This is a genomic window from Cellulomonas sp. Leaf395, from assembly GCF_001424125.1.
Lineage (GTDB): Bacteria > Actinomycetota > Actinomycetes > Actinomycetales > Cellulomonadaceae > Cellulomonas.
Genome location: NZ_LMQI01000002.1, coordinates 514,433 through 534,594 on the forward strand (window position 1 = coordinate 514,433; position 20,162 = coordinate 534,594).

General features: G+C 65.4%; 11 protein-coding genes. 8 read left to right on the top strand and 3 right to left on the bottom strand.

The features are described 5' to 3' along the window. Positions 1-404 precede the first annotated feature (404 nt). Entirely contained in the window at positions 405-2,078 is a 1,674-nt protein-coding gene (locus tag ASG23_RS06705) for a hypothetical protein (RefSeq protein WP_157465552.1), read from the bottom strand. Positions 2,079-2,749: 671 nt separating this feature from the next. Here ASG23_RS06705 and ASG23_RS06710 point away from each other — a divergent pair. From ASG23_RS06710 to mcrC, 4 genes are all read left to right on the top strand, one after another. Further along, positions 2,750-3,502 carry a hypothetical protein gene (locus ASG23_RS06710; protein ID WP_157465553.1) on the top strand — a complete coding sequence of 251 codons (753 nt, stop codon included), beginning with the start codon at positions 2,750-2,752 and terminating at the stop codon, positions 3,500-3,502. Positions 3,503-3,531: 29 nt separating this feature from the next. After that, the gene (locus ASG23_RS06715) at positions 3,532-4,005 is read left to right on the top strand and encodes a 5' nucleotidase, NT5C type (RefSeq protein ID WP_056021988.1); all 474 of its coding nucleotides are present in this window, start codon (positions 3,532-3,534) and stop codon (positions 4,003-4,005) included. A gap of 211 nt (positions 4,006-4,216) precedes the next feature. Further along, entirely contained in the window at positions 4,217-6,478 is a 2,262-nt protein-coding gene (locus ASG23_RS19455; protein ID WP_082515907.1) for an AAA family ATPase, read from the top strand. After that, positions 6,475-7,536, top strand: coding sequence for a 5-methylcytosine-specific restriction endonuclease system specificity protein McrC (gene mcrC, locus ASG23_RS06725; protein ID WP_056022735.1), 1,062 nt, complete (start codon positions 6,475-6,477; stop codon positions 7,534-7,536). The genes ASG23_RS19455 and mcrC overlap by 4 nt, the downstream gene beginning before the upstream one ends. Positions 7,537-8,071: 535 nt before the next feature. Here the strand turns inward: mcrC and ASG23_RS06730 are convergent. Continuing rightward, the gene (locus ASG23_RS06730) at positions 8,072-9,316 is read right to left on the bottom strand and encodes a hypothetical protein (RefSeq protein ID WP_157465554.1); all 1,245 of its coding nucleotides are present in this window, start codon (positions 9,314-9,316) and stop codon (positions 8,072-8,074) included. A 189-nt stretch (positions 9,317-9,505) separates the two neighbouring features. Here ASG23_RS06730 and ASG23_RS06735 point away from each other — a divergent pair, with 189 nt between their 5' ends. The 3 genes from ASG23_RS06735 (at position 9,506) to ASG23_RS06745 (ending at position 14,176) form a co-directional block, all read left to right on the top strand. Beyond that, on the top strand, positions 9,506-10,204 hold the full coding sequence (locus tag ASG23_RS06735) for a hypothetical protein (protein WP_157465555.1): 699 nt from the start codon (positions 9,506-9,508) through the stop codon (positions 10,202-10,204). Between the two features lie 205 nt (positions 10,205-10,409). After that, on the top strand, positions 10,410-12,503 hold the full coding sequence (locus ASG23_RS06740) for a hypothetical protein (RefSeq protein ID WP_157465556.1): 2,094 nt from the start codon (positions 10,410-10,412) through the stop codon (positions 12,501-12,503). Positions 12,504-12,514: 11 nt separating this feature from the next. Further along, positions 12,515-14,176, top strand: a complete 1,662-nt coding sequence (locus ASG23_RS06745) for an Hsp70 family protein (protein WP_082515909.1) — start codon at positions 12,515-12,517, stop codon at positions 14,174-14,176. A gap of 2 nt (positions 14,177-14,178) precedes the next feature. Here ASG23_RS06745 and ASG23_RS06750 read toward each other — a convergent pair whose 3' ends face one another. Then, positions 14,179-17,544, bottom strand: a complete 3,366-nt coding sequence (locus tag ASG23_RS06750; RefSeq protein ID WP_056022002.1) for a DEAD/DEAH box helicase — start codon at positions 17,542-17,544, stop codon at positions 14,179-14,181. 1,020 nt (positions 17,545-18,564) lie between these two features. Between ASG23_RS06750 and ASG23_RS06755 the strand changes: the two genes are divergently transcribed. Next, complete coding sequence (locus ASG23_RS06755) at positions 18,565-20,154, top strand: 3'-5' exonuclease (protein ID WP_162242668.1); 1,590 nt, start codon at positions 18,565-18,567, stop codon at positions 20,152-20,154. Positions 20,155-20,162 lie beyond the last annotated feature (8 nt).

Here is a 20,162-nt window from a genome sequence, read left to right on the forward strand (position 1 = left end):
CGGCGATCGCTGGCGCAGCGTCAGTTGACGGACGCCGCGCTCGCCTGCCAAGTTCCGAACCGTGGTGGCAGGCTCCGCGAGCTCGAGTCGACAGATGACCCTCGAGCCTCGTGGGGGCGAAACCGGGGTCTCCCGGAGGCACTGCTTTCTGCTGGGTGACATTCGGAGGGCCAGCTCGAGGTTCGCGTCGCCACCAACGCCGAGGCCCCATCTCGTGAGGTTGCCGGCCGTTCCTCGATCACCAGCGCCTTAGGCCTTGACGTGTAGCGAGGGTGCGGGCACGAGCGGCTATGCCTTGAGGCAATTGGGCCGCGCAGCCCGACGGTACTCAGGTAGCCGTTGCGATGGACAAGGGTCGACAATGCGGGGCGCAAGGCAGCACGCTCCGGCCCGGACGTGCTGTGTCAGGACCCGTCGGAAGGTCGGATTGGGTCCGTGTGCGTGCGGTCGGCAAGCTTCACTGCTCGCGCGATCGGGTTCGCTTGGATGTTCGAGTCGTACGCCTCCGGCGGAAAGGTCGTCCTGCTGGTCAGAGTCTGCACGGCACTCACCACGGAGAAGGGGATGCCGGCTTCCAGCAGGGCGTTCGTCGAGATGGAGGGGCCCTCGAGGACGGCGTGCAGCCACGCAGTGCAGTGCGCTTCGGAGTCTGTGACGGGATCGAAGGCATTCGCCAGGGCACGGGGATGCTCGATGTAGTCGAGCCCAGATGTGTCCGTCCGGCCTCGGTGAGCCCATGTCGCGATCGCTTCTGCCAATCGAGACAGTTCCGAGGCGTCGGCGGCTGGCATCGGCACATGCCCCGCGACGCTGAGGCCATGCCCCTTCAGCCCCGCTCGGGAGGAAACCGAGATGCAGTCATCTACGCGACATGTCTCGGCTTCGACAGCCGCGCATGGGGACCAGCCTCCGCCTCTGTGTATGTCCCACGAGTAGTAGCGCCCGAACATCGGCGCACCCTTCGGGCCCCAGGTGACCCGGCCGTACGCTCCGATAGTGACCGGCCAGCCGTCGGCGTTCCAGTGCACCAGGAAGTCCTCGTGAACCTCTGGCACGAGGCGCTGCAGTGTGGGCGGCACCCCCCTAGTCGAGAGAGTGCTCGGCACGCCCAGACCAGCAAGCCACGCCCGCTCGCCGGTGCCGACGATCTCCTCGCCGCGGCTCCGCAGAGCCCACATCAACTTGTACCCGGGTTCCACGTCCAGCGCCGAAGCGAGCGCCAGTACGTCAGCCGCCTCGACGCCGACGGAGTACTCGTACTGCACTTCCGCCGACAAGTCTCTACCGGTGATCGTGAGCTCGCCCTCCAGAGTCAAGGTGGCACGGACCTGCACCGCGCCGGCCTCGAGAAGGGTCTCCGTTTTCGGCGTTGCCGGGCGGTCGGCCGCAGCTGCCTCCCGATCGCGCCAGGCGCGTTCGGTGGCGTACGACGCCCGCGGCCCGAACGGCAGAGCCATCGGCTCCGGCAGGCCGAGGTGCGCAGTGGTCGAGACCCAGCCCCGCAGAGCCACCTCACGAGGGTCGATGGCCGCCACCTCGGCCAGGCGCCACTCGTCGTGCAGCAGCAACGCCACCTCCTGCCAGCTGCTCGCAGTCCACACATCACCGGTGAGCACCCAGAACTGCCGCCCCGACTCACCCGGAGCGGACGCGACGACGCCCGGTTCCTGCTTGCCGTCCTCGTTCAAGCGCACAATGACCGCGGCCGGGTCGGTCGGGGGAAGGTCCCACCGCACATCTAGACCGTCACCAGCGCCGTAGGCCTCGAACGAATGCTCGATGCCTGCGTGCCTCAACCACCTATCAGGTCCCACGGCAAGTAGCAGCGGCGCGACGCGACGTAGCGCGGCCGCAGGCGCTTCCGTCGGCTGCGCACCGGCCGCTGCCAGCAGCTCGCTGACGCGCTTCGCCGAAACCGTCACCGCAAAGTCATGCGTCGCAAAGTCATGCGTCGCCGGGTCATACGAACCGAGATGGGAAATCCTTCCCGAGATGCGCAGGCCACCGTCGACGTCAGGAGCAAGCCAAAGGATGTAATTTCGCTCCTCGGCAAGAAGGATGAGTTCTTCGCCACTCACGCCAGTTCCGTCCAATCGCAAGGGTCGCATTGCTTGGTGGTTGGCGGGTTTGAGTCGAGCATCGCGGCCACAACGGCCAGATCCACACCCAGAAGCGGTCGCCCGGGATCCGCCAGTTCACCGTCTCAGCAAACCATCAAGCAACTCATGTGGCGCTGCCAGACGGTGAGGTCGTTCTCGTCTCGTGAGCTCGCCACCTACCGATCGGCGATGGCCGCGATCGGCTTACGAACGGTTGGTTGAGCGCAGACACACTTGCGTGAAGGGTGTGAGAACGACATCTGCGTCGGTGCCGGCGCCGGGTCGGCCATCGACCGTGATCTCGCGACGGAGGGCTCCCCCCCCGTGCGCCGCGACCCGCTCGAGGAAGAGCACCAAGTCGCGCCTGGGACTGGCGACGAGTTCGGAACCGTCGTCCACGCACCGATAATCGCACCACAGCACGCAATGTCAGACCCTCGCGAGATTATGGGTCTTGTGGGCATGAGGGTTGGTCCACGTCGGCGTAGGGCGCCGACCAGTGGAAGGACGGCATGGCAGAGCAAGTTGCACGGAACTACTGGGTCCACGACGACAGAGACGTCTGCATCTACATCGGTCCCGAAGGGGTGCAACGCTACGACCGAGCGAACGGGCGGTGGGTCGACCGCAGCGTTGACTCCGGCCATCACGTGACCGACAGCTGGATCAAGGGCGGCGACTGGTCCGGGCCGTTCGAGACACCACCCGACGGGATCTCGCCCGCACCCCTGGCCGGCGCACCGCTCCCGCGGCACACGGTGAGCCAGGACAGGGCGACGTTCGAGTGGAGCGGCGGGCTGGGGCTGACCACGAAGATCGTCATAGACGGCGAGCCGACCACGGTCGGCGACTTCCTCGCGGCGCACGACGGGGCGGTTCTGTCAGTGGTGGACGCCATCGAATCGGCAGCGAGGGCCGACGTGCTGGCGGCGGGTGGCACGAACTTCACGTGCCTGGCCGACTTCGGTTCGACGCTCGCCCAACGGCTCGCTGCTCGCTTCGGCTGGCTCGACGGCCAGATGGTGCTCCTGCCTCGCCTCGATGACTACGTCCACCGCTCGGGTGACGGGCCGGGGCCCGCGTTCGAGGCTGCGCGCGAGGCGCTGCTCGAGGCCGACCTCTACCCGATGACCTCCATCCAATGCCGGCGGGCCGTCCAGCGCGCCTACCAACTCCTCACCCAAGCGACCACCGAGACCGACGACCGCAACGAGTGGACCCACTACCAAAACCTTGCCCGCGGTCTCGTGGAGTTCCTCTCGGTCGACTGGACACAGGTCGAACTCGTCGAGGTCCGATACGCCGACGGCACGACCGAGACCCTCCACATCGGAGGCGACCCGGCAGCCACCGAGCAGATCCGCGGCGCGGTGGCGTTTCGGGTCGTCCCCACACTGGACTGACCGCAACTCGACAGAGAAGGGCCTTGCTGATGACGGACAAGAAGATCCTCTACATCGACATGGACAACACCTTGGTGGACTTCTCCGCCAAGCTGAAAGGAGTCGACCCGGATCTGCTGAAGCGCTTCGAGGGACGCGTCGACGAGCTCCCCGGCGTCTTCGCGCTGATGCCGCCGATGGACGGCGCGATCGAGGCGTATCGCGAGCTCCACACTCTGTTCGACACCTACATCCTGTCGACCGCGCCCTGGGGCAACCCGTCCGCATGGCAGCACAAGGTCGAGTGGGTGCAGCTCCACCTCGGCCTGGACAAGGGCACACCGGCGTACAAGCGGCTGATCCTGTCCCACCACAAGAACCTCAACCGCGGCGACTTCCTCGTCGACGACCGCCCCACGCACAACGGCGCCGACCGATTCCAGGGAGAGGTCCTTTGGTTCGGCGAACACGGCGAACACGAGACCTGGCCCGATGTCGTCACCTACCTGAAGGGCCAGCTCTGACCCGAGCAAAGCCGCGACCTGCGCGGCAGGTCCCAGACGGCCGCGCTTCTGGCCGAGTGAATCGCCTTGGGTCTGATGGAGGCTCCAAGCAACCCAGGGCGATTCACACGCCCTAAATCCGACCGCTGGGGGAAGCGCGAGCTTGCTGAGAGCATCGAACCGGACACCAACGACGATCGCTTCGCGAAGGCAACCAGTACTGGAGCGCGGGATGGATGAGATGGCCCGGAACGACGACGAGAAGCTGTGGGCGTCTCGGCCCGCCCCTGACGTGGAGGCTGCGCTGTCGGTTGCAGCGATCTTCGAGCACATGCTCGGCGACGGCATGTCGGTCATCGATCCAACCGTGAAGGTCTGGACGGTCGATGTTGCCGAGGAGCTGAGGCGCCGGATCGAGGACAACCCGATCTTCGGGGGTGATCAGACCCAGTGGACAAAGCTCGACCAGCAGCTCGCCGACGCCCCCCGCCCCGTCGTGCTGCTCGCTGCCGAGCTTGTCTTCCTTCGTGAGCATCCGATTCGGAGCGCGCTGCCGGAGACCCGACGGGCACACGTCACCCGCGTGCTGGCCCTCTGCGATGAGCCCGCGGTGATTCCAGAGTGGTTGGAGGTGTGCCTGTCCCGACCGGCGGGGACGGCCGGCTTCGAGCCGGGCTCGTGGTTCAACGGGGCACTGTGGAGGCACCTCATCTGGTGCGCGACCTTCGTGCGTGAGTGGCACGCTCTGCCCGAGGACAAGCGCAGCGTCGCCCGCAGCGATCCGTGGCTGCTCCAGAGCGCCATGCTCGACTCGGGCGCGGACCGCTCCGACATCCGAAATGCGCTCCAGTTCCTCGCGCGACCCGAAGCCTTCGAGCCGATCTCGTCGGCCTCGATGAAGGCGCAGATTCGGGACGGTCTCGCGGGCCGCATTGGCGGCCCAAGTGGCGACGGACCTCAGGCGATCGACCGGGACCTGCTCGCGATCCGAGGGGTCCTTGCGGATGAGCTGCCCGAGGCGTTCCACTTCTGGTCCCCGGGCATCCGCGAGCAGTGGGACGTCCCCGGGACCCAGGCCGCTGCGGACTCCCCGGCACGCGACGCGGAGGCTCTCGCTGAACCGCGAGCCCGCCACTACTGGCTGTTCTCGCCGGGTCCCCAGGCGTCGGAGTGGGCCGAGTTCTCCGCAGACGGCATCATGGCGATCTCCTGGGACGAGCTCGGTGACCTTGCCGACTACCCGAACCGTGAAGCACTCCGGGTCGCGCTGGCCGAACACGACGACTCTGGTTCGTCGCTGAAGAACACGGTGCTATGCCTGTGGGAGTTCCAGCACGAGATCGCTGTCGGCGACGTCGTCTACGCGAAGCGGGGTCGGTCCGAGCTCGTCGGCCGCGGGGAGATCGTTGGTGAACCGCAATACCGGCCGGACCGGGCCGAGTACCAGCACGTCCGGGAAGTCAGGTGGACCCACGACGGCAGCTGGATGCACCCCGGGAACGCGGCAACGAAGACGCTCACCGACATCACCCGGTATCACGACTACGTCGCACAGCTCGAAGCCACCTTCGGCGGCGATGACGCCGACCGAGACGACGTCGACGTCGCCCCAGACCTGGTCGCCCCCGCACCCCCGTACACGCGCGAACAGTTCCTCGACGAGGTGTACCTGCCTGAGGAGCGATACGAACGGCTACGCGCCCTCACCCGGCGGAAGAAGAACGTCATCCTCGCCGGCCCTCCCGGCGTCGGCAAGACGTTCGCGGCCAAGCGTCTCGCCTACTCGATCATGGGCGCGAAAGACCGCACGCGAGTGGCCATGGTCCAGTTCCACCAGAGCTACTCCTACGAGGACTTCCTGATGGGCTACCGGCCCACCGAGTCCGGCGGGTTCTCCCTCGTCGAGGGACCCTTCTACCGATTCTGCGAGGAGGCACGGAAGGACGACGCGGACAGGCCGTACTTCTTCATCATCGACGAGATCAACCGAGGCAACATCTCGAAGATCTTCGGCGAACTACTCATGCTCATCGAGGCCGACAAGCGCGGCCAGGAACTCCGACTCCTCTACAAGAACGAGACGTTCACCGTCCCCGCCAACGTCCACCTCATCGGCATGATGAACACGGCCGACCGGAGCCTCGCGGTCCTCGACTACGCACTTCGCCGCCGCTTCGGGTTCTTCGAGATGCCGCCCGGCTTCGACTCGACGGGCTTCACAAGTTGGCTCCAGGCCGCCGACAGCCCCAGCCTTGACGCCCTCGTCGCCGTCGTCGTCGAACTCAACACGGCCATCAGTGGCGATCCGGCGCTCGGCGCCGGCTTCGCCATCGGCCACAGCTTCCTGTGCAGGCCGCCGGGCGGTGACATCGATGACATCTGGCTGCACTCCGTCGTCGAGGACGAACTCATCCCCCTCCTCGACGAGTACTGGTTCGACGAACCGGATACCGCCGCACAGTGGGCTGGCAAGCTGCGGGGCGCTCTCGGGTGATCGACCGCACGATCATCATCCGCAACGTGTACACGATGCTCGCGTACGCGTTTCGAGCGATCAGGGCCACCGGCACGGACCGCGTCGCCGCCGAGCAGTTCGACCATCTCCACGATCTCCTCGCCGAGATCCTCGTGCGCGGCGTCGGCGCCCAGGTCAAGCGCGGCCTCCATCACGACTACCTGACCGAGAGCGACGCGCTCGCCACGGTGCGCGGACGCATCGACATCACCCGCACCATCGCCGCGCAAACGATGACCCGCGGACGCCTGATCTGCGACTTCGACGAGTACGTGACCGACACGCCCCACAACCGCGCCGTCAAAGCGGTCATCACGCTCCTCATCCGGCACGGCGACGTAACCGCCGAACGCAAGGCCGCACTGCGGCGCCTGCTGCCTTACCTCGACGCCGTCACACCGATCGCCCCCGCCGCGATCCGCTGGGACACGCTCACCTACCATCGCTCCACCGCGTCCTACCGACTCATCCTCGGCGTCTGCGAACTCATCGTCCGCGGACTTCTCCCCACCGAGAAGACCGGCGACACCCGGCTCGCGACCTGGCTCCCCGACGACCAGATGAGCGCCCTGTACGAACGATTCCTGCGTGAGTACTTCGCCGCCCACCACCCCGAGCTTGCGCCGAAGGCGTCAGCAATCGAGTGGAACCTCGACATTGAGCGCAGCCCCCGACGTGACCAGCTTCCCGCGATGCGCAGTGACGTCACGCTCCGCCAGGGCGACCGGACCCTCATCATCGACGCGAAGTACTACGGACAGAACATGCAGGCCAGTTGGTGGGGCTCCAAGGACACCGTCATCTCCGGGAACCTCTACCAGGTGCTCGCCTACGTCACGAACGCAGACCGGAACCACGACGGCTCCGTCAGCGGTCTGCTCCTCTACGCGCACACCGGCGACGCCGCCCCGCAGCCAGACCTCGACGTCGTCGTACACGGCAACCGCATCGGTGCCCGGACCCTCAATCTCAACCAACCCTGGGAAGAGATCGCCGCGAGCCTCGAAGACACCTGCCGTTGGCTTGAGCACCACTGACGACCAGGTACGCGCGACACTGCCAGCCGAGACCGTGCCGCTGAGCCCTGGCGCCGCCACGCTGCAGCGCTCACGCGGGGGCGCCGATCCGATCACGCCGCCTCCCGGTACTCATCAGCGAGCGGCGGCTCACACCGTCGCAGGGCGAGCCGTACGTCTCACGCGCAGGACGTCAACTTCACCACCACCATCGGAGGCGCCGAGTCGCGGACCGCAGAGCCGAATGCCGTCGCGCAGCAGGTGGGTTGGCTCCAGCGGCTCTACCCGCGGGAATAGGTGCCGTTCTTGGAGTGCCAACCGAAGGTGCATGAGCCCACCCGCTCGACGCCGACGGAGGTGACTGCGTTCTCCTGCCCGCGTGTCGCGGCTCTGGGTGTAGTTCGAGCCTGCAGGAACGAGCTCGCGAGCACAGCGGACGCGCACTGCCAGACCCGCCGCTCCGGGCCCGACTAAGGAGCGCTCGCACGCGCGGCAGCGACAACGCCCCACGGGAGAGGCTCGCCGCGACGCCGGTTCAGGCACCCGTACGCGTTGATCAGGGCCGCGCGAGCGAAATTTCCCGCCGAGCTTGACTCAGTGCGAGGTCGACAAACTGTGCGTCCGCCGGCTTTCCGTCAAACAGCTCGCCCTCGGCATCAGGGTTCTTGATCGGCGTCAGCGGAAGTGCCATCACCGTGGCGAGGGCAACGAGGATCTTGGCCAGCGCTTCGTACTTCGAGTCACCATCGAGGTTCTTGATGGTGTCGACCCGGATCTCGCCGACAGTGACGATGCCGTCGACGATCGAGGCGCGATTCACGAAGCGAGCGATCACGTCGGCGTTCCTGGTGTGGTTGCGCTCGATGCGTTCGAGTTCGGCGGCCTGTTCTCGTTGCTTGCTCAGCATCCGCGGCCCCGTCCCGACCAGGACCACTGCGACTCCAGCGGCCGCCACGATTCCCACGATGCCCGTGAGCACCGCGATACCGCCGGCCATGCCCGCTGCGCCACCTGCAAGGGTGCCGCCCCCAAGCCATGCGAGCGTTGCGGACGTCGCCGCGGCACCCGACAGGGTAGAGATCGCCGCCCCAGTCGACGCCGTCGCAAGGGCAGAGACTGACGCGAACGTTAGGGCCGCGACACCGCCACCGGCGACAGCGCCGCCGACTCCCCCCGCGCCCAGACCGCCCAGCAACCCCGACAAGTCCTTCGCGAGCCCAGACCGATAGCCGCGCAACGCGGCCTCGGCCTCCGACGATGCCGGTGCACGGTCCTTTTCTCGCGCGATCTCGTCGAGCGCCCGTGCCGCACCGAGCCCGTTGCCCTTGGCGATCTCGGTGGTGATCGAGTCCATCAGCGCTGCGCCGCGCTTGGCGTTGCTTTCCATCTTGCTCAGCGCACCACGAAGGAGCTCTTCCAGTGCCTTGTTCTGCTCGTTGACCTTCTTCAGCCGCTCGGCGTTTGAGCGCATTACCGAGCCAGCTGCAACGAACGCGGGCGCGGACTTCCGGTCGCGACCCATCGCGTCAGCCTGTTCCAGCCTGCGTTGGCCGCTGTCCTTGAGCTTCGGGCCGAACAGCAGCTGGGCGAACACACCCACATGCTTCGGGTTGATCGGCCGGTCGCCGTGCTCGATCTTCCTGACCATCGCCTCGGTGTAGTCCACGCCGTACAGCTTGAGCATCTCGACGAACTCGGCCACCGTCGGGAAGTTCACGGCACGGCGCTCTGAGACGAGTGCGCCAAGCTCCCGATAGCGCGCCCTGGACAAGGCCGAGTTGTCTGAATTCTGTCCTGACATGGTTGGACAGTACCATGCGCACCCATGAGCGGGTGATCTCCCGGCACGCGGCTTGACAACCGTGTCCAACGAGCGCAAAGGTCCTGTCCAAGACGCAGTTTGGACAACGTTAATCGCTCACAGGACAGGATCAGGACAATGATGGCACAAGGTGCATCCGAGAAGATTCAGGCACAGCTCATGCGAGCGGTGGACACGGCCCTCACGACGGGCGGGACGCACGCAGTCGAGGTCTGCGCGTCACTGCACGACCGGCACCCGAACCTGTCGCCCGACGACGTGCGCAGGCTGGTTGAGCGGCGCTACATGGCGACCGTGACAACCAGCGGCGCTGCCGCAGGAGCGATCGCAATCGCGCCCGTCGCGGCGGGCGTCGGCGCGGCGGTTCTCGACGCGATCGGCTTCATCGGGCTGAGCGTTCGACTCGTCCTGATCGAAGCAGCGCTCGCCGGCGACCCGCTCGACGACCAGGAACGCCTCCGGACGCTCGCACTCGCCGCCCTCGTCGGAAAGGGCGCCCATGACGTGATCCGCGAGGCGACCAAGAGGACGGGCACGCACCTGGGCGCCAAGGCGGCCAAGGCGATTCCCCTGGAGACCATCCGCGCCATCAACAAGGTCCTCGGCCGGAACTTCGTGACTCGCTACGGAACCCGCCAAGGCATTCTCGTGCTCGGAAAGGCACTCCCGGCCGGTATTGGCGCTGTCCTTGGTGCCGGCGGCAACGCAGCGCTCGGAGCGAGCGTCATCAAGGGGGCCCACGTCTTCTGCGGTCCCGCTGTCCAGACCTGGGACGACGTCGCCGTGAATCTGGGCGCCGAGGCAGACGTTGCGGACTTCAGCAACTGGCGACGCCCCGACGACGGCTCGATGCCTGCCGCCGCGTAGCGCTCACCTCACGCCGGTCGTGGACACCCGCATCCTTGCGGGTGTCCGCGCATGCTTCCCGGTCACGCTCCAACCGGACCATGTCTGCGCACGCCGCCCTGGCAGAGCAACTCGTCCGAGTACCGGCTGCGCATCGGCACCAAGTCAGCGCTGTCGACGACGACCCTCGCGCGGACGGGCTGACCCGACTCGGTAGAGTCCGGCTGTGAATCGCGAGCGTGTCATGGTCGAGCTAGGCCCGGACCAGGTGCTGCGGCGGGAGGGCCGAGTCGTCGGCGAGACCGGCGCCCTTTGGCTGGTTGAGTGGCCCGACGGAACCCAAGAGTCGGTGCGCCTTGGATCAGCTGCCGCCAAGGGCGGCCGATACATGGGCATGGTTGCGAACGGCCTCCAGCACCGACTCCTCCTGGATCGCGCCGGAATCGAGCGCATGCTGGATACCGATCCTCCCGAGGTCTTCGTCCTGGTGTTGCAGCGCCAAGACCGGCCGATGTCATCGCGGCAGCTCATCGACGCACTGATCGGAAATCAGTTCGAAGCCGGTGCGGTGAGGGCCGCCTGGTCCAAGGCCCGCCCTTCGTTGGAGTCTCGCGTCGATGTGAACGTCGTGGGCGAGGGTTCTCGCCGCACGTTCCGATGGCTGGCACCCGATTCATCGGCTACCGGGGATGACGCGGTGGCGGAGTCAACCACGGAGAAGGTTGGACCACTTGCAGACGAGTCCGACCTAGAACTCCAGCAGTCCGATCCAGAATCGGATGCAGTGATCATCGAACGATCCGATCCTGACGATGCCACCCCGCCTGAGGATGTGCGGCCAGAACCGCGCAACTTGGCCGCTGACCTGCTGCAGCTTGCTCGCGGCCAATCGCTGGACGCCGAACCCGCTGAGTTGCGCTCTGCACTTCTGGGCCAGTCACCGGCCATTCAGGCTCTCTTCGCCGTGTTCACTGATGGCGATGTCACGCGGCCGGCCGCGGCCGCAAGTCTTCGCGTCCTGGCAAGCGGCGCCACGATCGCAAAGCTTTCGGACGAGGTCCTGATCGCGGCATGGCCGCGTCTCGCCGGTCCAGACAGCGCCTTCGTCCTTGGGACTCCGCGCAAGAACAAGCTGATCGACAACATGGACATCGTTGACCTGCTCGGTCCCGAGGGAGCGGCGGCCTTACTTGAGCGCGGCTCGAACGAGGCGCGGAAGGCGAAACGGGCGAACCTCAAGGATGACCTCCGCGCCTCTGGATGGTTGCTCGACCGCATCGTCCGAAGCCCAAACGTTCGCCACTTGGATCTCGGCGCGCTCATCCGAGCGACCACTTCCGATGTGATCCCCATGGACGACGCTCGACTCGAGGCCGTCGTTTCGGCCTTCGCGCAGATGGTTCAGTACGCGGGGGTTGAAGGCTGGCGACGCCTCTCGGCGTCGGACCGATCCTCACTTGCGCGGCGCGTAGCCGACGTCCCACTCACGGTGGCCGGGCCACGTGCTCGATTTCTGGTCGCGCTCAACTCAGTAGACCGCGCAAGTTTAGAAGACGGCTCCTGGTGGCTAGGCGCGACGATCGATGACCTGATGGCTGCGGCGGTGGGCACAATGGGAACCCTCCTCGCTGAACCCAACATCGAGGCGTCGATCACACGCCCGGCGTATGTCGCGGCGCTCGAAGCTGCAACGACTCGCCGACGCGTGATGCAGCTTCTCGGAGCTCCGGTCGTCGTCGCGCGCACTGCCTCGAACGCGATCGTCGGGCGTGCGCTGGCGGCCGCGTCTGCCGGTGATGACATCCTCCGAACGTGGATGGCTGAGATCCGCGATGAACAAGGACGCCATGCGCTCGAGCAGGACGCCTCGGCCGCACGGACTGAGCGGGATCGCGCTGTGCACGAAGTCCAGGTTGCTCACGAGCGCGCACAGCGCTCCGACGAGCGCGTACACCTCCTGGAGGAGCGACTCAGCACTGCCGGAGCCGCGACCGACAAGATTCGCGACTCCCACCTGCGACAAGCTCAAATTGATGCCATGCGAAGCCTTGCAGCGCTTGCGGGGTACGTAGAGAAGTCGGTCGGGGTACAACCTGCCGATCGCGTCGCGGCACGCGTCCGAGCGATGGCATCGCGACAGGGACTTACGCCCCTGGGTGAAATCGGCACGACCGCATCCTACGAACCGGACAAGCACGACCTAGTCGGACCAGCAGCGCCAGCCGGTATCGACGTCGTTGTCAGACACTCCGGCTACACATGGGCTGGACCCGACGGCGAGATCGTGCTCGCCCGCGCGCAGGTTGAACGGGCGAGCTAAGGAGATCGGTCATGGCATCACCGTCGTACAGCATTGGCATGGACTTCGGGACGAGCACCACGCTCATCGCGGAGGGCCACGCCGTAGGAAGCGCCACGGTGGTACCAATCGGCTGGACCCAGCCTTGGCTCGCGTCGATTGCGACAGCCGGCCCGGACACCGACCTCGTCGTTGGTGAGGCGGCCGAGGCATTCAGCCCTGGGAGCGTGATTCGCTCGGTCAAGCGTGCGATCACGCGGGGCCACGACTACGTCTCGAGTCCGGATGGCACAGTTACCGCGAAGACCGACGACGTTGTCAGCGCGATCCTCCTCGAGTTGGCGCGTCGGGCGCGTGACAACGGGCTCGACATCGGTGCCGATGGCGCCGTGCGACTCGGCTGTCCGGCCATGTGGGATGCAGATCGGCGGCACAAGCTCCTGTCGCTCGCCCAAGCCGCAGGCTTTGCGGTCGGCGCCTCGACGCTGATCGATGAACCCATCGCCGCCGGCCTGATGTGGATCAACGAGATGCAGCGGCAGCGCAGCTTCCTCGACAACGACCGGGTGCTGATCTTCGACATGGGCGGTGGCACACTCGACGTCGCGATTCTCGACGTCACGACCGGACCGGGGCGCGACCCCGAGATCTACGTGCTTGCTTCCAATGGCGTCGACGAAGCCGGTGATCGACTTGATGAGGAGGTCGCCCAAGACCTCGAGCGACTCCTGAATGACCAAGGAGTCGATCTCTCGGCGCTTCCAAATGTTGCGCTGATCCGCGCATATGTCGGGCGGGCAGCGACGGAGGCAAAGATCGCGCTGACGAGCACAGACTCTACGGACGTTCACTTCGGTTACCGTGACGCACAGCTTCCTGACCTGGTGTACACGGTCGGCCAGTTGAACGACTGTCTGCGACCGCAGATGGATCGCGCCTGGAACCTAGTCGAGTCAACGCTTCGCGCGGCGATGCTCACCCACGAACGCCGGTTCGCACGTAAGGACCTTCGGACGACGGATGGCCTCAGGAGGCTACCGGTTGAGGAGCTAATTGAGACGGTTGATCACGCCGTCCTCGTCGGAGGAATGTCCCGCCTCCCCGGAGTAGCTCATTTCCTCATGGAGCGCCTTCCGTCGGCCCGCGTCCATGTCTTCAGCGGGGACGCACCGCAGGAGGCAATCGCCGCCGGGCTCGCGGAGCCGGTTTCGTATGAACAGGTCAACCTCCACCTCCCGGGCTTCGACTTCGTGCTTGACATTCCCGGTCGGGCTCCCGTGACGCTCTATCGGGCCCACACGCCCTTCTACCGGTGGTGGGAAGCGCAGAGCAGGCATCAGCTCTCCTACACGTGGCCCGACGGCAACACAGCGCACGAACCATCGGCCGTGCGTGAGCTACCCGAAGCGGGTTTTGCCACGCTCCGGGTCGTCGCGCTCGACGGATCGGTCGTCGCCATGCGAGGCGCGAACGACGTTGAGACCGATGGACTCCGCATCAATTTCGGTTTCAACCAGCCGCGGTTCACGCTGGCACCCGATGGAACCATGACGTTCGTCGATGGTCGCGGGCACGACCAGAAGCTCCGAATCGAGCGGTGGCCGGCGTTGCGCTCGGGTCACGGAAAGCTCTCGGTCAGGGTCGAAGAGTCGCGCTGGGTTCCAGATAATCGCCGATCCTGGGACACCAAATAGACCTAGACACCGACGACGTCAAGCAGCGCGACGGTCTGCACGGACATGGACATCTCGCGGTCCGCCGCCACAGTTGACCTCAGCGCGTCGATCTCGGCGCGAATATTTCGAAGGCGACCTTCATGCATTCGAATGACTCGCGGGTCCCGGTCGTCTTCGCGGACTTTGTCGAGGCTGCGGATTGCCTTCGATTCCTTGATCCGCAGAGATTCGCTCCGAGATTGTGCTCGTCCGGCGACCAACGCCTCGTTGTCGAGGCGACGCCGATCCTCTTCTGGAGCCAGCCGTGACCAGGCAGCGTTCTCAAGTTGCTGATAGACATCCCTAACACCTGGTCGCATGCCCGGCGGAGCGTCCGTGAGGGCGCCCCCAGCGAGCGCAGTCAGCACTGCCGAGCCGACATCATCTGCCACCTCGCCGGTCGCCAGGTCCAGCGCCGTCGCCACGAGTTCGCGAGAGGGCCGTATGCCAGTCGTCGCAACGAGATCGATGCGAACAGCGAATTGCCGCCCCGAACTCAGGCCGGGCACCGAAACCTGGCCGTATCGGCGCAAGTGCAGGTCATCGGTCTCAATCGACGCCAATGCCACGTCGACCAGTGGGTGACGAGCGGAAAGGAGTTCGACATCGTGTCGACTAGCGATTTCGGCGTCAAACGTCACCTCGAGGGGCTCGCCGGCTCGAAGCTTCGCCTCGAGCGTCGCGACGGGGTACTTGCTTCCTCGGTCCGCTTTGCGCTCGCGTCGACGTACTTGGAAGAAGCGCTCGGCGAGATCAGCGTTTCCTCGAAGGACGTGCACGCCCTTTCGCCGTGCCGGCCCCAGCGTCGCTCCCGTCGACGTGACGAGGCGCTCCATGATCGCGCGAATCTCGCTAGCCCCCACGTAGCGGCCGTCGGCAGGCCCAGAGTCGGTCATGCCGTCGACTTTGAGCTGGTCGATCGTGGTGAGAGTCGCGCGCTCCGTCTCGAGCCGCTTGATCTGGGAACTTCGCGTTTCGATTGCCAGCGCGATCTCGTCCGCGCGGCGAGCTCGTTGCTCCGACGTGAGCTTCGGGTCCAGCAGACGGGTAGCTGCGTCGCGAAATTCGTCCCGGAGAATTGGTTCAAGGTCCCCGATAGAGTCCTTGAAGATTCCGATCCGCGTATACAGTCGGGCAATGATGTCTGACTCGATCGTGCCGGGCACGTGCATGTTGATGATCAGGATCTTTTCGTGCTCCTGCCCGAAACGGTCGAGCCGACCAATGCGCTGCTCGACACGCATCGGATTCCAGGGGAGGTCGTAGTTAACCAACACATTGCAGAACTCGAAGTCGAGTCCTTCGGATCCAACTTCGCTAACGACGAGAATCTCGAAGGCGCCGGCGCGAAAATCATCGATGATCGGCTGTCTTTCCTCCATCTTCACTCCGCCGTGCATCGCGCGCACCGTGAAGTCTGTGCTAAGCCGCGCGGTCAGGTATGAGATTGTCCCGCGGAACGTCGAGAAGATCATGGCCTGCCGTACGCCTTGGCGACGAAGGTCGTGGAGCTTCGAATGCAGCGCCTCGTACTTCGAGTCGGAGCCGAGAGGGCGGGCCAGGACTGGCATTTGCGCCAGGTCATCGACCGTGATTACTTCTGGATCCTCGTCCGCGTCATCGATAGACGCACGGAACAGGCTGGCGTCTCGACTTCGGAGCGTCTCCTGGCTCGCGTGCAAACAGCTCGCCGCCTGACGAAGTGGCATCTGCATCGCGAAGCCTGGAGGCGTTCCGGAGGACGTCGCCCTGGACATGTAGTAGCCCACCACTGAGTCGTAGTAGTCCTTCTCTGACCCGGACCAGGCGACACGAACGTCGTGGACTTCCCGAACTGCTTTGGCATCGGGGACGTCGACTTTCCGCGTCCGAGACAGCACGCCGCTGAGCGTGTTGAGCTCGGAGACGAGCCCCTTGACCTCGCTCCGCTCGACGTCGTCAAGGTCATCGCTCCCGTTCAGCAAGGCCTTCAGCCTCGCAAAGTCGGGCCGTGACGCGATGGTCCTCCCGAATCGGGTCCGCGCAACCGCATCAAGTTGCGCGCGTGCGGACGCGACCTCTCCACGCTGCGCGATAAAGCGGGATATCGCATTGAGGTGCTGGTTCGGTTCGAGCTGTTGGCGGAACACATCGACGTCCGGAAACATCCCGTCGTCGAGGAGCGTGAGGAGATTGTAGAGGTCGTCGGACCGCAGGTTGATGGGAGTCGCAGAAAGAAAGAGCAGGTTGTCGGCCCAATCGGACAACAGGCCGCCAAGAAGATTCGATCTCGTCCCGATATTCCCAAGGGCGTGCGCTTCGTCTACGATAACAAGGTCAAAGCGAGGGGGCACCTTTGTGAGCCGCTCGAGAGTGTCGGTCGCAGTCCGAAGCGACTCAAGCGAAACGATGGCATGGAATTCGGGGTCGCCGCCGTCGAGCAGTTGGTCCGCAAGCCTGTCGAGCTCTCGTGGCTTGATGACGTCGAGTTGTCGATCGAATCGGCGCCGCATCTCGCGTTGCCACTTGAGGGTGAGCGACGATGGGACAACGACAAGCGTCCGTCGAAGCGGCGATCGCTGTTCAAGCTCGCACCACACGATTCCGGCTTCGATCGTCTTTCCCAAACCAACCTCGTCCGCGATGAGAAGACGGCCGGTCGGCGACGTGAGCATCTTAAGGGCGGGAATGAACTGGTAGGCTCGAAAGATCGTTTTCGATGCCTGGAACGAGTAAAGCACGTTGCTCAATGGCGTGCGCAACTTCGTCCATGTCAGCGTCAAGGCGATGTCATCAGCCGACGCTGGCCCTTGTTGCAGCCAGAATCTCGCGTCCCTCGGATCTCCGTCGATCTTCTGGAGAGAGGCTTCTCCGAAGTAGCGGATCTCACCGTCGACCGCGACTTCGATGCGATGGCCCCCTGGAGTCGCAGACACCCTTCGGACGCGACCCGGCGTTTCTGTTCCGATGATCCGCACCATGTCGTCCACGGCAAACGACGACGTCCCCAGTAGCGGGCGGGCACCATCCCAGCCTTCTGCAAGCGCGAGGCGCGCGAGAGCCAGGTGAAGCCGGGACCCGTCATCGGTAAATCGATGGCGCGCGCTGACCGCCTCCTGCGCGGGCTGGGCGCCGATCACTACGAGACCGTGCCATCGCCCTCGACGGTAGACGGAGTAGCAGCCGTCGTGGAGCGACTGGTCTTCAAGCGTCAGTGCCGACTCGCGGACTTCGGCCGCGAGACTTTCGAGTTGGGACCGCTGCGATTCGTTGGGTTCTCCTAGGACGAGAACGGTAAGCAGCTCATCGCGGACGTCGAATTCGAGGCGCTCCGAAATTGGCCAATAGCGAAGGTCATCCTCAAACATCGGGAGAAGGTTTCCTCTCGTGATGCCGGACGATAACCGTCCGGTGTTGTCTCAAGCCTCGACGCACGCCTGGTACCAGGCTGTCCCGTGCGGTGGCGAGACAGGCTTGTCACGCGCCCCGCCGCAGCAAGTCACACGAGCAGTTGTTGGCGCAGCAGCTCCTGGACCTGCTCGCCCTCGGCCGGCAGCCTCGTCGGTCGATCGGGCGCGACCCACCTCATCCCGGACGACCACCGCCGATCCGCGGGCGAGCTCTCGCCTTGTCTCTGTAGTAGGCACCGTTGAGCTCCCCCATGGGTCGATTGCCTGCCGCATCGATCGTAGGGCGCGGTCACCGGGCACAGGCAGCAACCTTTGCCTTGGGGCGGGTGAACCGGTCGGGGCCAGACCACCGCCAGAAGCACCTCGCCACACCTGTTTGACTCCGGCCACCGCGCACCGAAGGTCGCTCCCACGGCAGTCGCGACCGGAGCAACTTGGCGCCGAAGCGGTTCGTCTTTGATCGGCGCGGGTCAGGCGGGCATTCCGACTGAAACGGTTCCGTCAGCCATCGAGGCCGTCAGCCGGGGTCGCACTCCTTCCCAATGATCCTGTGAAGTGACGCGTCCGGAGGACTTCAGCAGCAGCGGCCAGCGAAGGGGCTCGGATCGACCGAGTGAGCCAGTCTTCGTTGGAGTTGCGGCGTAGACCATCGCGTCGAACCCGCTGATGCCAGCTCTTCGAGGACCAGGTCTAGGTGAGGTCGTCAAACAGGAGCCTCAGGGACTTGCGAGTTGCTCCGCGGGTGCGCAGGTCTGCCGAGCGCTGGAAGTGCTGGGAATGAACCGGCGGCTGCCCATCCCGTGCCGAAATCGTGAGAGCTAGGTTGACTGTCGGGGCGACTACGAGACGGCCCCAGGCGTAGGTTGACGGTGCGATGACAAGGACCACAAGGGAGCTGCATGTGCCTGGGCCGCTGATCGAGACAACACAGGCGTGACGGGCCGGGATGCCGAGGATCCGGCGACCAGGGATCTGTCAGTGCATATCACCGCACTCGCCGCCCGAATCCGCGAGTTGCGCGGAGACCGAGCGCTCGTCGTGCCAAACCCGGGGACCTCGCTGCCGCAGCTCATGGTCATCGATCGTGATTACGGTCTGCTCGGTTTCGACGTTGCGTTCGGACCCATTACCGCAGACCGAACGCCTTCAGTCGCCCTCAACCGGAAGCTTGACGAGCTGAACGACGCCGCCAACGGTGCTGGAGATGTACCTGTCACGGGATTCGTTGCATACCCCGAGATGACCGAAGCGCTCCTCGGAACGCCGGGCGCTGAGCGGCGGAGAGTCATCAGCACCAGCGACGTCGACACCGGGCGATTTCTCACCGCCGTAGACACCGCTGACAACCTCGTGACCGATGAAGCGTGGGACAGCCTCGTCGACCGCCTCGCCCCCTCTCTTGTGTTCGCGCCACGACGAACTGGTGCGACGGACGACGGCGCCGACGAGCGTCACACATCCCGCATCCGCCTCGACGCGGCGCAGACCAACGCAGCTCTCGTGCCCGTGGACGAGGTCCTCGTCGTGACCGGGCCAGCGGGGAGCGGCAAGACGCTCGTTCTCGCAGCCCGCGCCAAGTGGCTCGCGAAGAACAACCCTGACTGGCGTATCCAGATCCTCTGCTACAACAAGGCACTCGTGCCGTACCTGCGATCCCTTGTCGTCACACATCCGGCCATTGACGTATCAACCTTTGGGAAATTCACGGCTGCGCTCGGCCACCGAGTCTCCCTCTCCGATGAGGGCGCAGCTGACCGAGAGCTCGACTCCGCCATCCGCAAGGGCATCCCACACGTCACCGACGCCCTGCTTATCGACGAATATCAGGACTTCATGCCAGCCTGGCTCGACTTTGCGCTGCGCACGGTGCGCCCGGGCCGTGGTGGCGCGGTGCTCACGGGCGATGCAGCACAGGCCCTCTACCGCGACGCGGACACGGCCCGCATCATGCGTGGGCGACAAGTGAGCATGCTCGCACTTGACCGGCCATACCGGAGCACTTCGCAAATGCTGGCCGCAGTGGGGTCCCTCGACTCACGGTTCGCAGTCGAGGGCGCCGGGACCGCGCCCGACGGGGAGCCTGTCGACCTCGTCTGGGCGGCCAGCTGGAACGAGCAGGCCCGGTGTGCGGCCTGGGAGATCCGTCAGATGATCGATACAGGCAAACGCCGGCCAGGCCACATCGCGATCCTCGTCACGCAGATCGCCGGCACCGTGCGGCGCCTATCCGATGCGCTTAACGCCCAGGCAATTCCGTTCGAAGTGATCGACAGGACCAACTCCGATTCGTTCGACCCAACGACGGCGACGGTCAAGATCGTCACCGTTCACTCCGCCAAGGGGCACGAATTTCCCGTGGTCATCTTGTTTGGCCTCGAGGCCCTCCCAGACTCCCATGTCGAGGACGAAGCCCAGCACCGGCGCGCTCGCGTCGCATTCGTCGGGATGACGCGGGCCCAGGATCAGCTGCTGATCACCTACACGAGGCACAACCCCTTCCTTGAACGCCTTGAGGCGGCAGGCGACGCAGTCCACCGATGGACATGGCCCGACGACTATGAGGTGTGAGACGACTC

Coding starts and splice junctions, on each gene's coding strand:
- ASG23_RS06715 (WP_056021988.1), top strand. CDS start 3,532: ATGACGGACAAGAAGATCCTCTACATCGACATGGACAACACCTTGGTG.
- ASG23_RS06745 (WP_082515909.1), top strand. CDS start 12,515: ATGGCATCACCGTCGTACAGCATTGGCATGGACTTCGGGACGAGCACC.
- ASG23_RS06750 (WP_056022002.1), bottom strand. CDS start 17,544: ATGTTTGAGGATGACCTTCGCTATTGGCCAATTTCGGAGCGCCTCGAA.
- ASG23_RS06730 (WP_157465554.1), bottom strand. CDS start 9,316: ATGTCAGGACAGAATTCAGACAACTCGGCCTTGTCCAGGGCGCGCTAT.
- ASG23_RS19455 (WP_082515907.1), top strand. CDS start 4,217: ATGGATGAGATGGCCCGGAACGACGACGAGAAGCTGTGGGCGTCTCGG.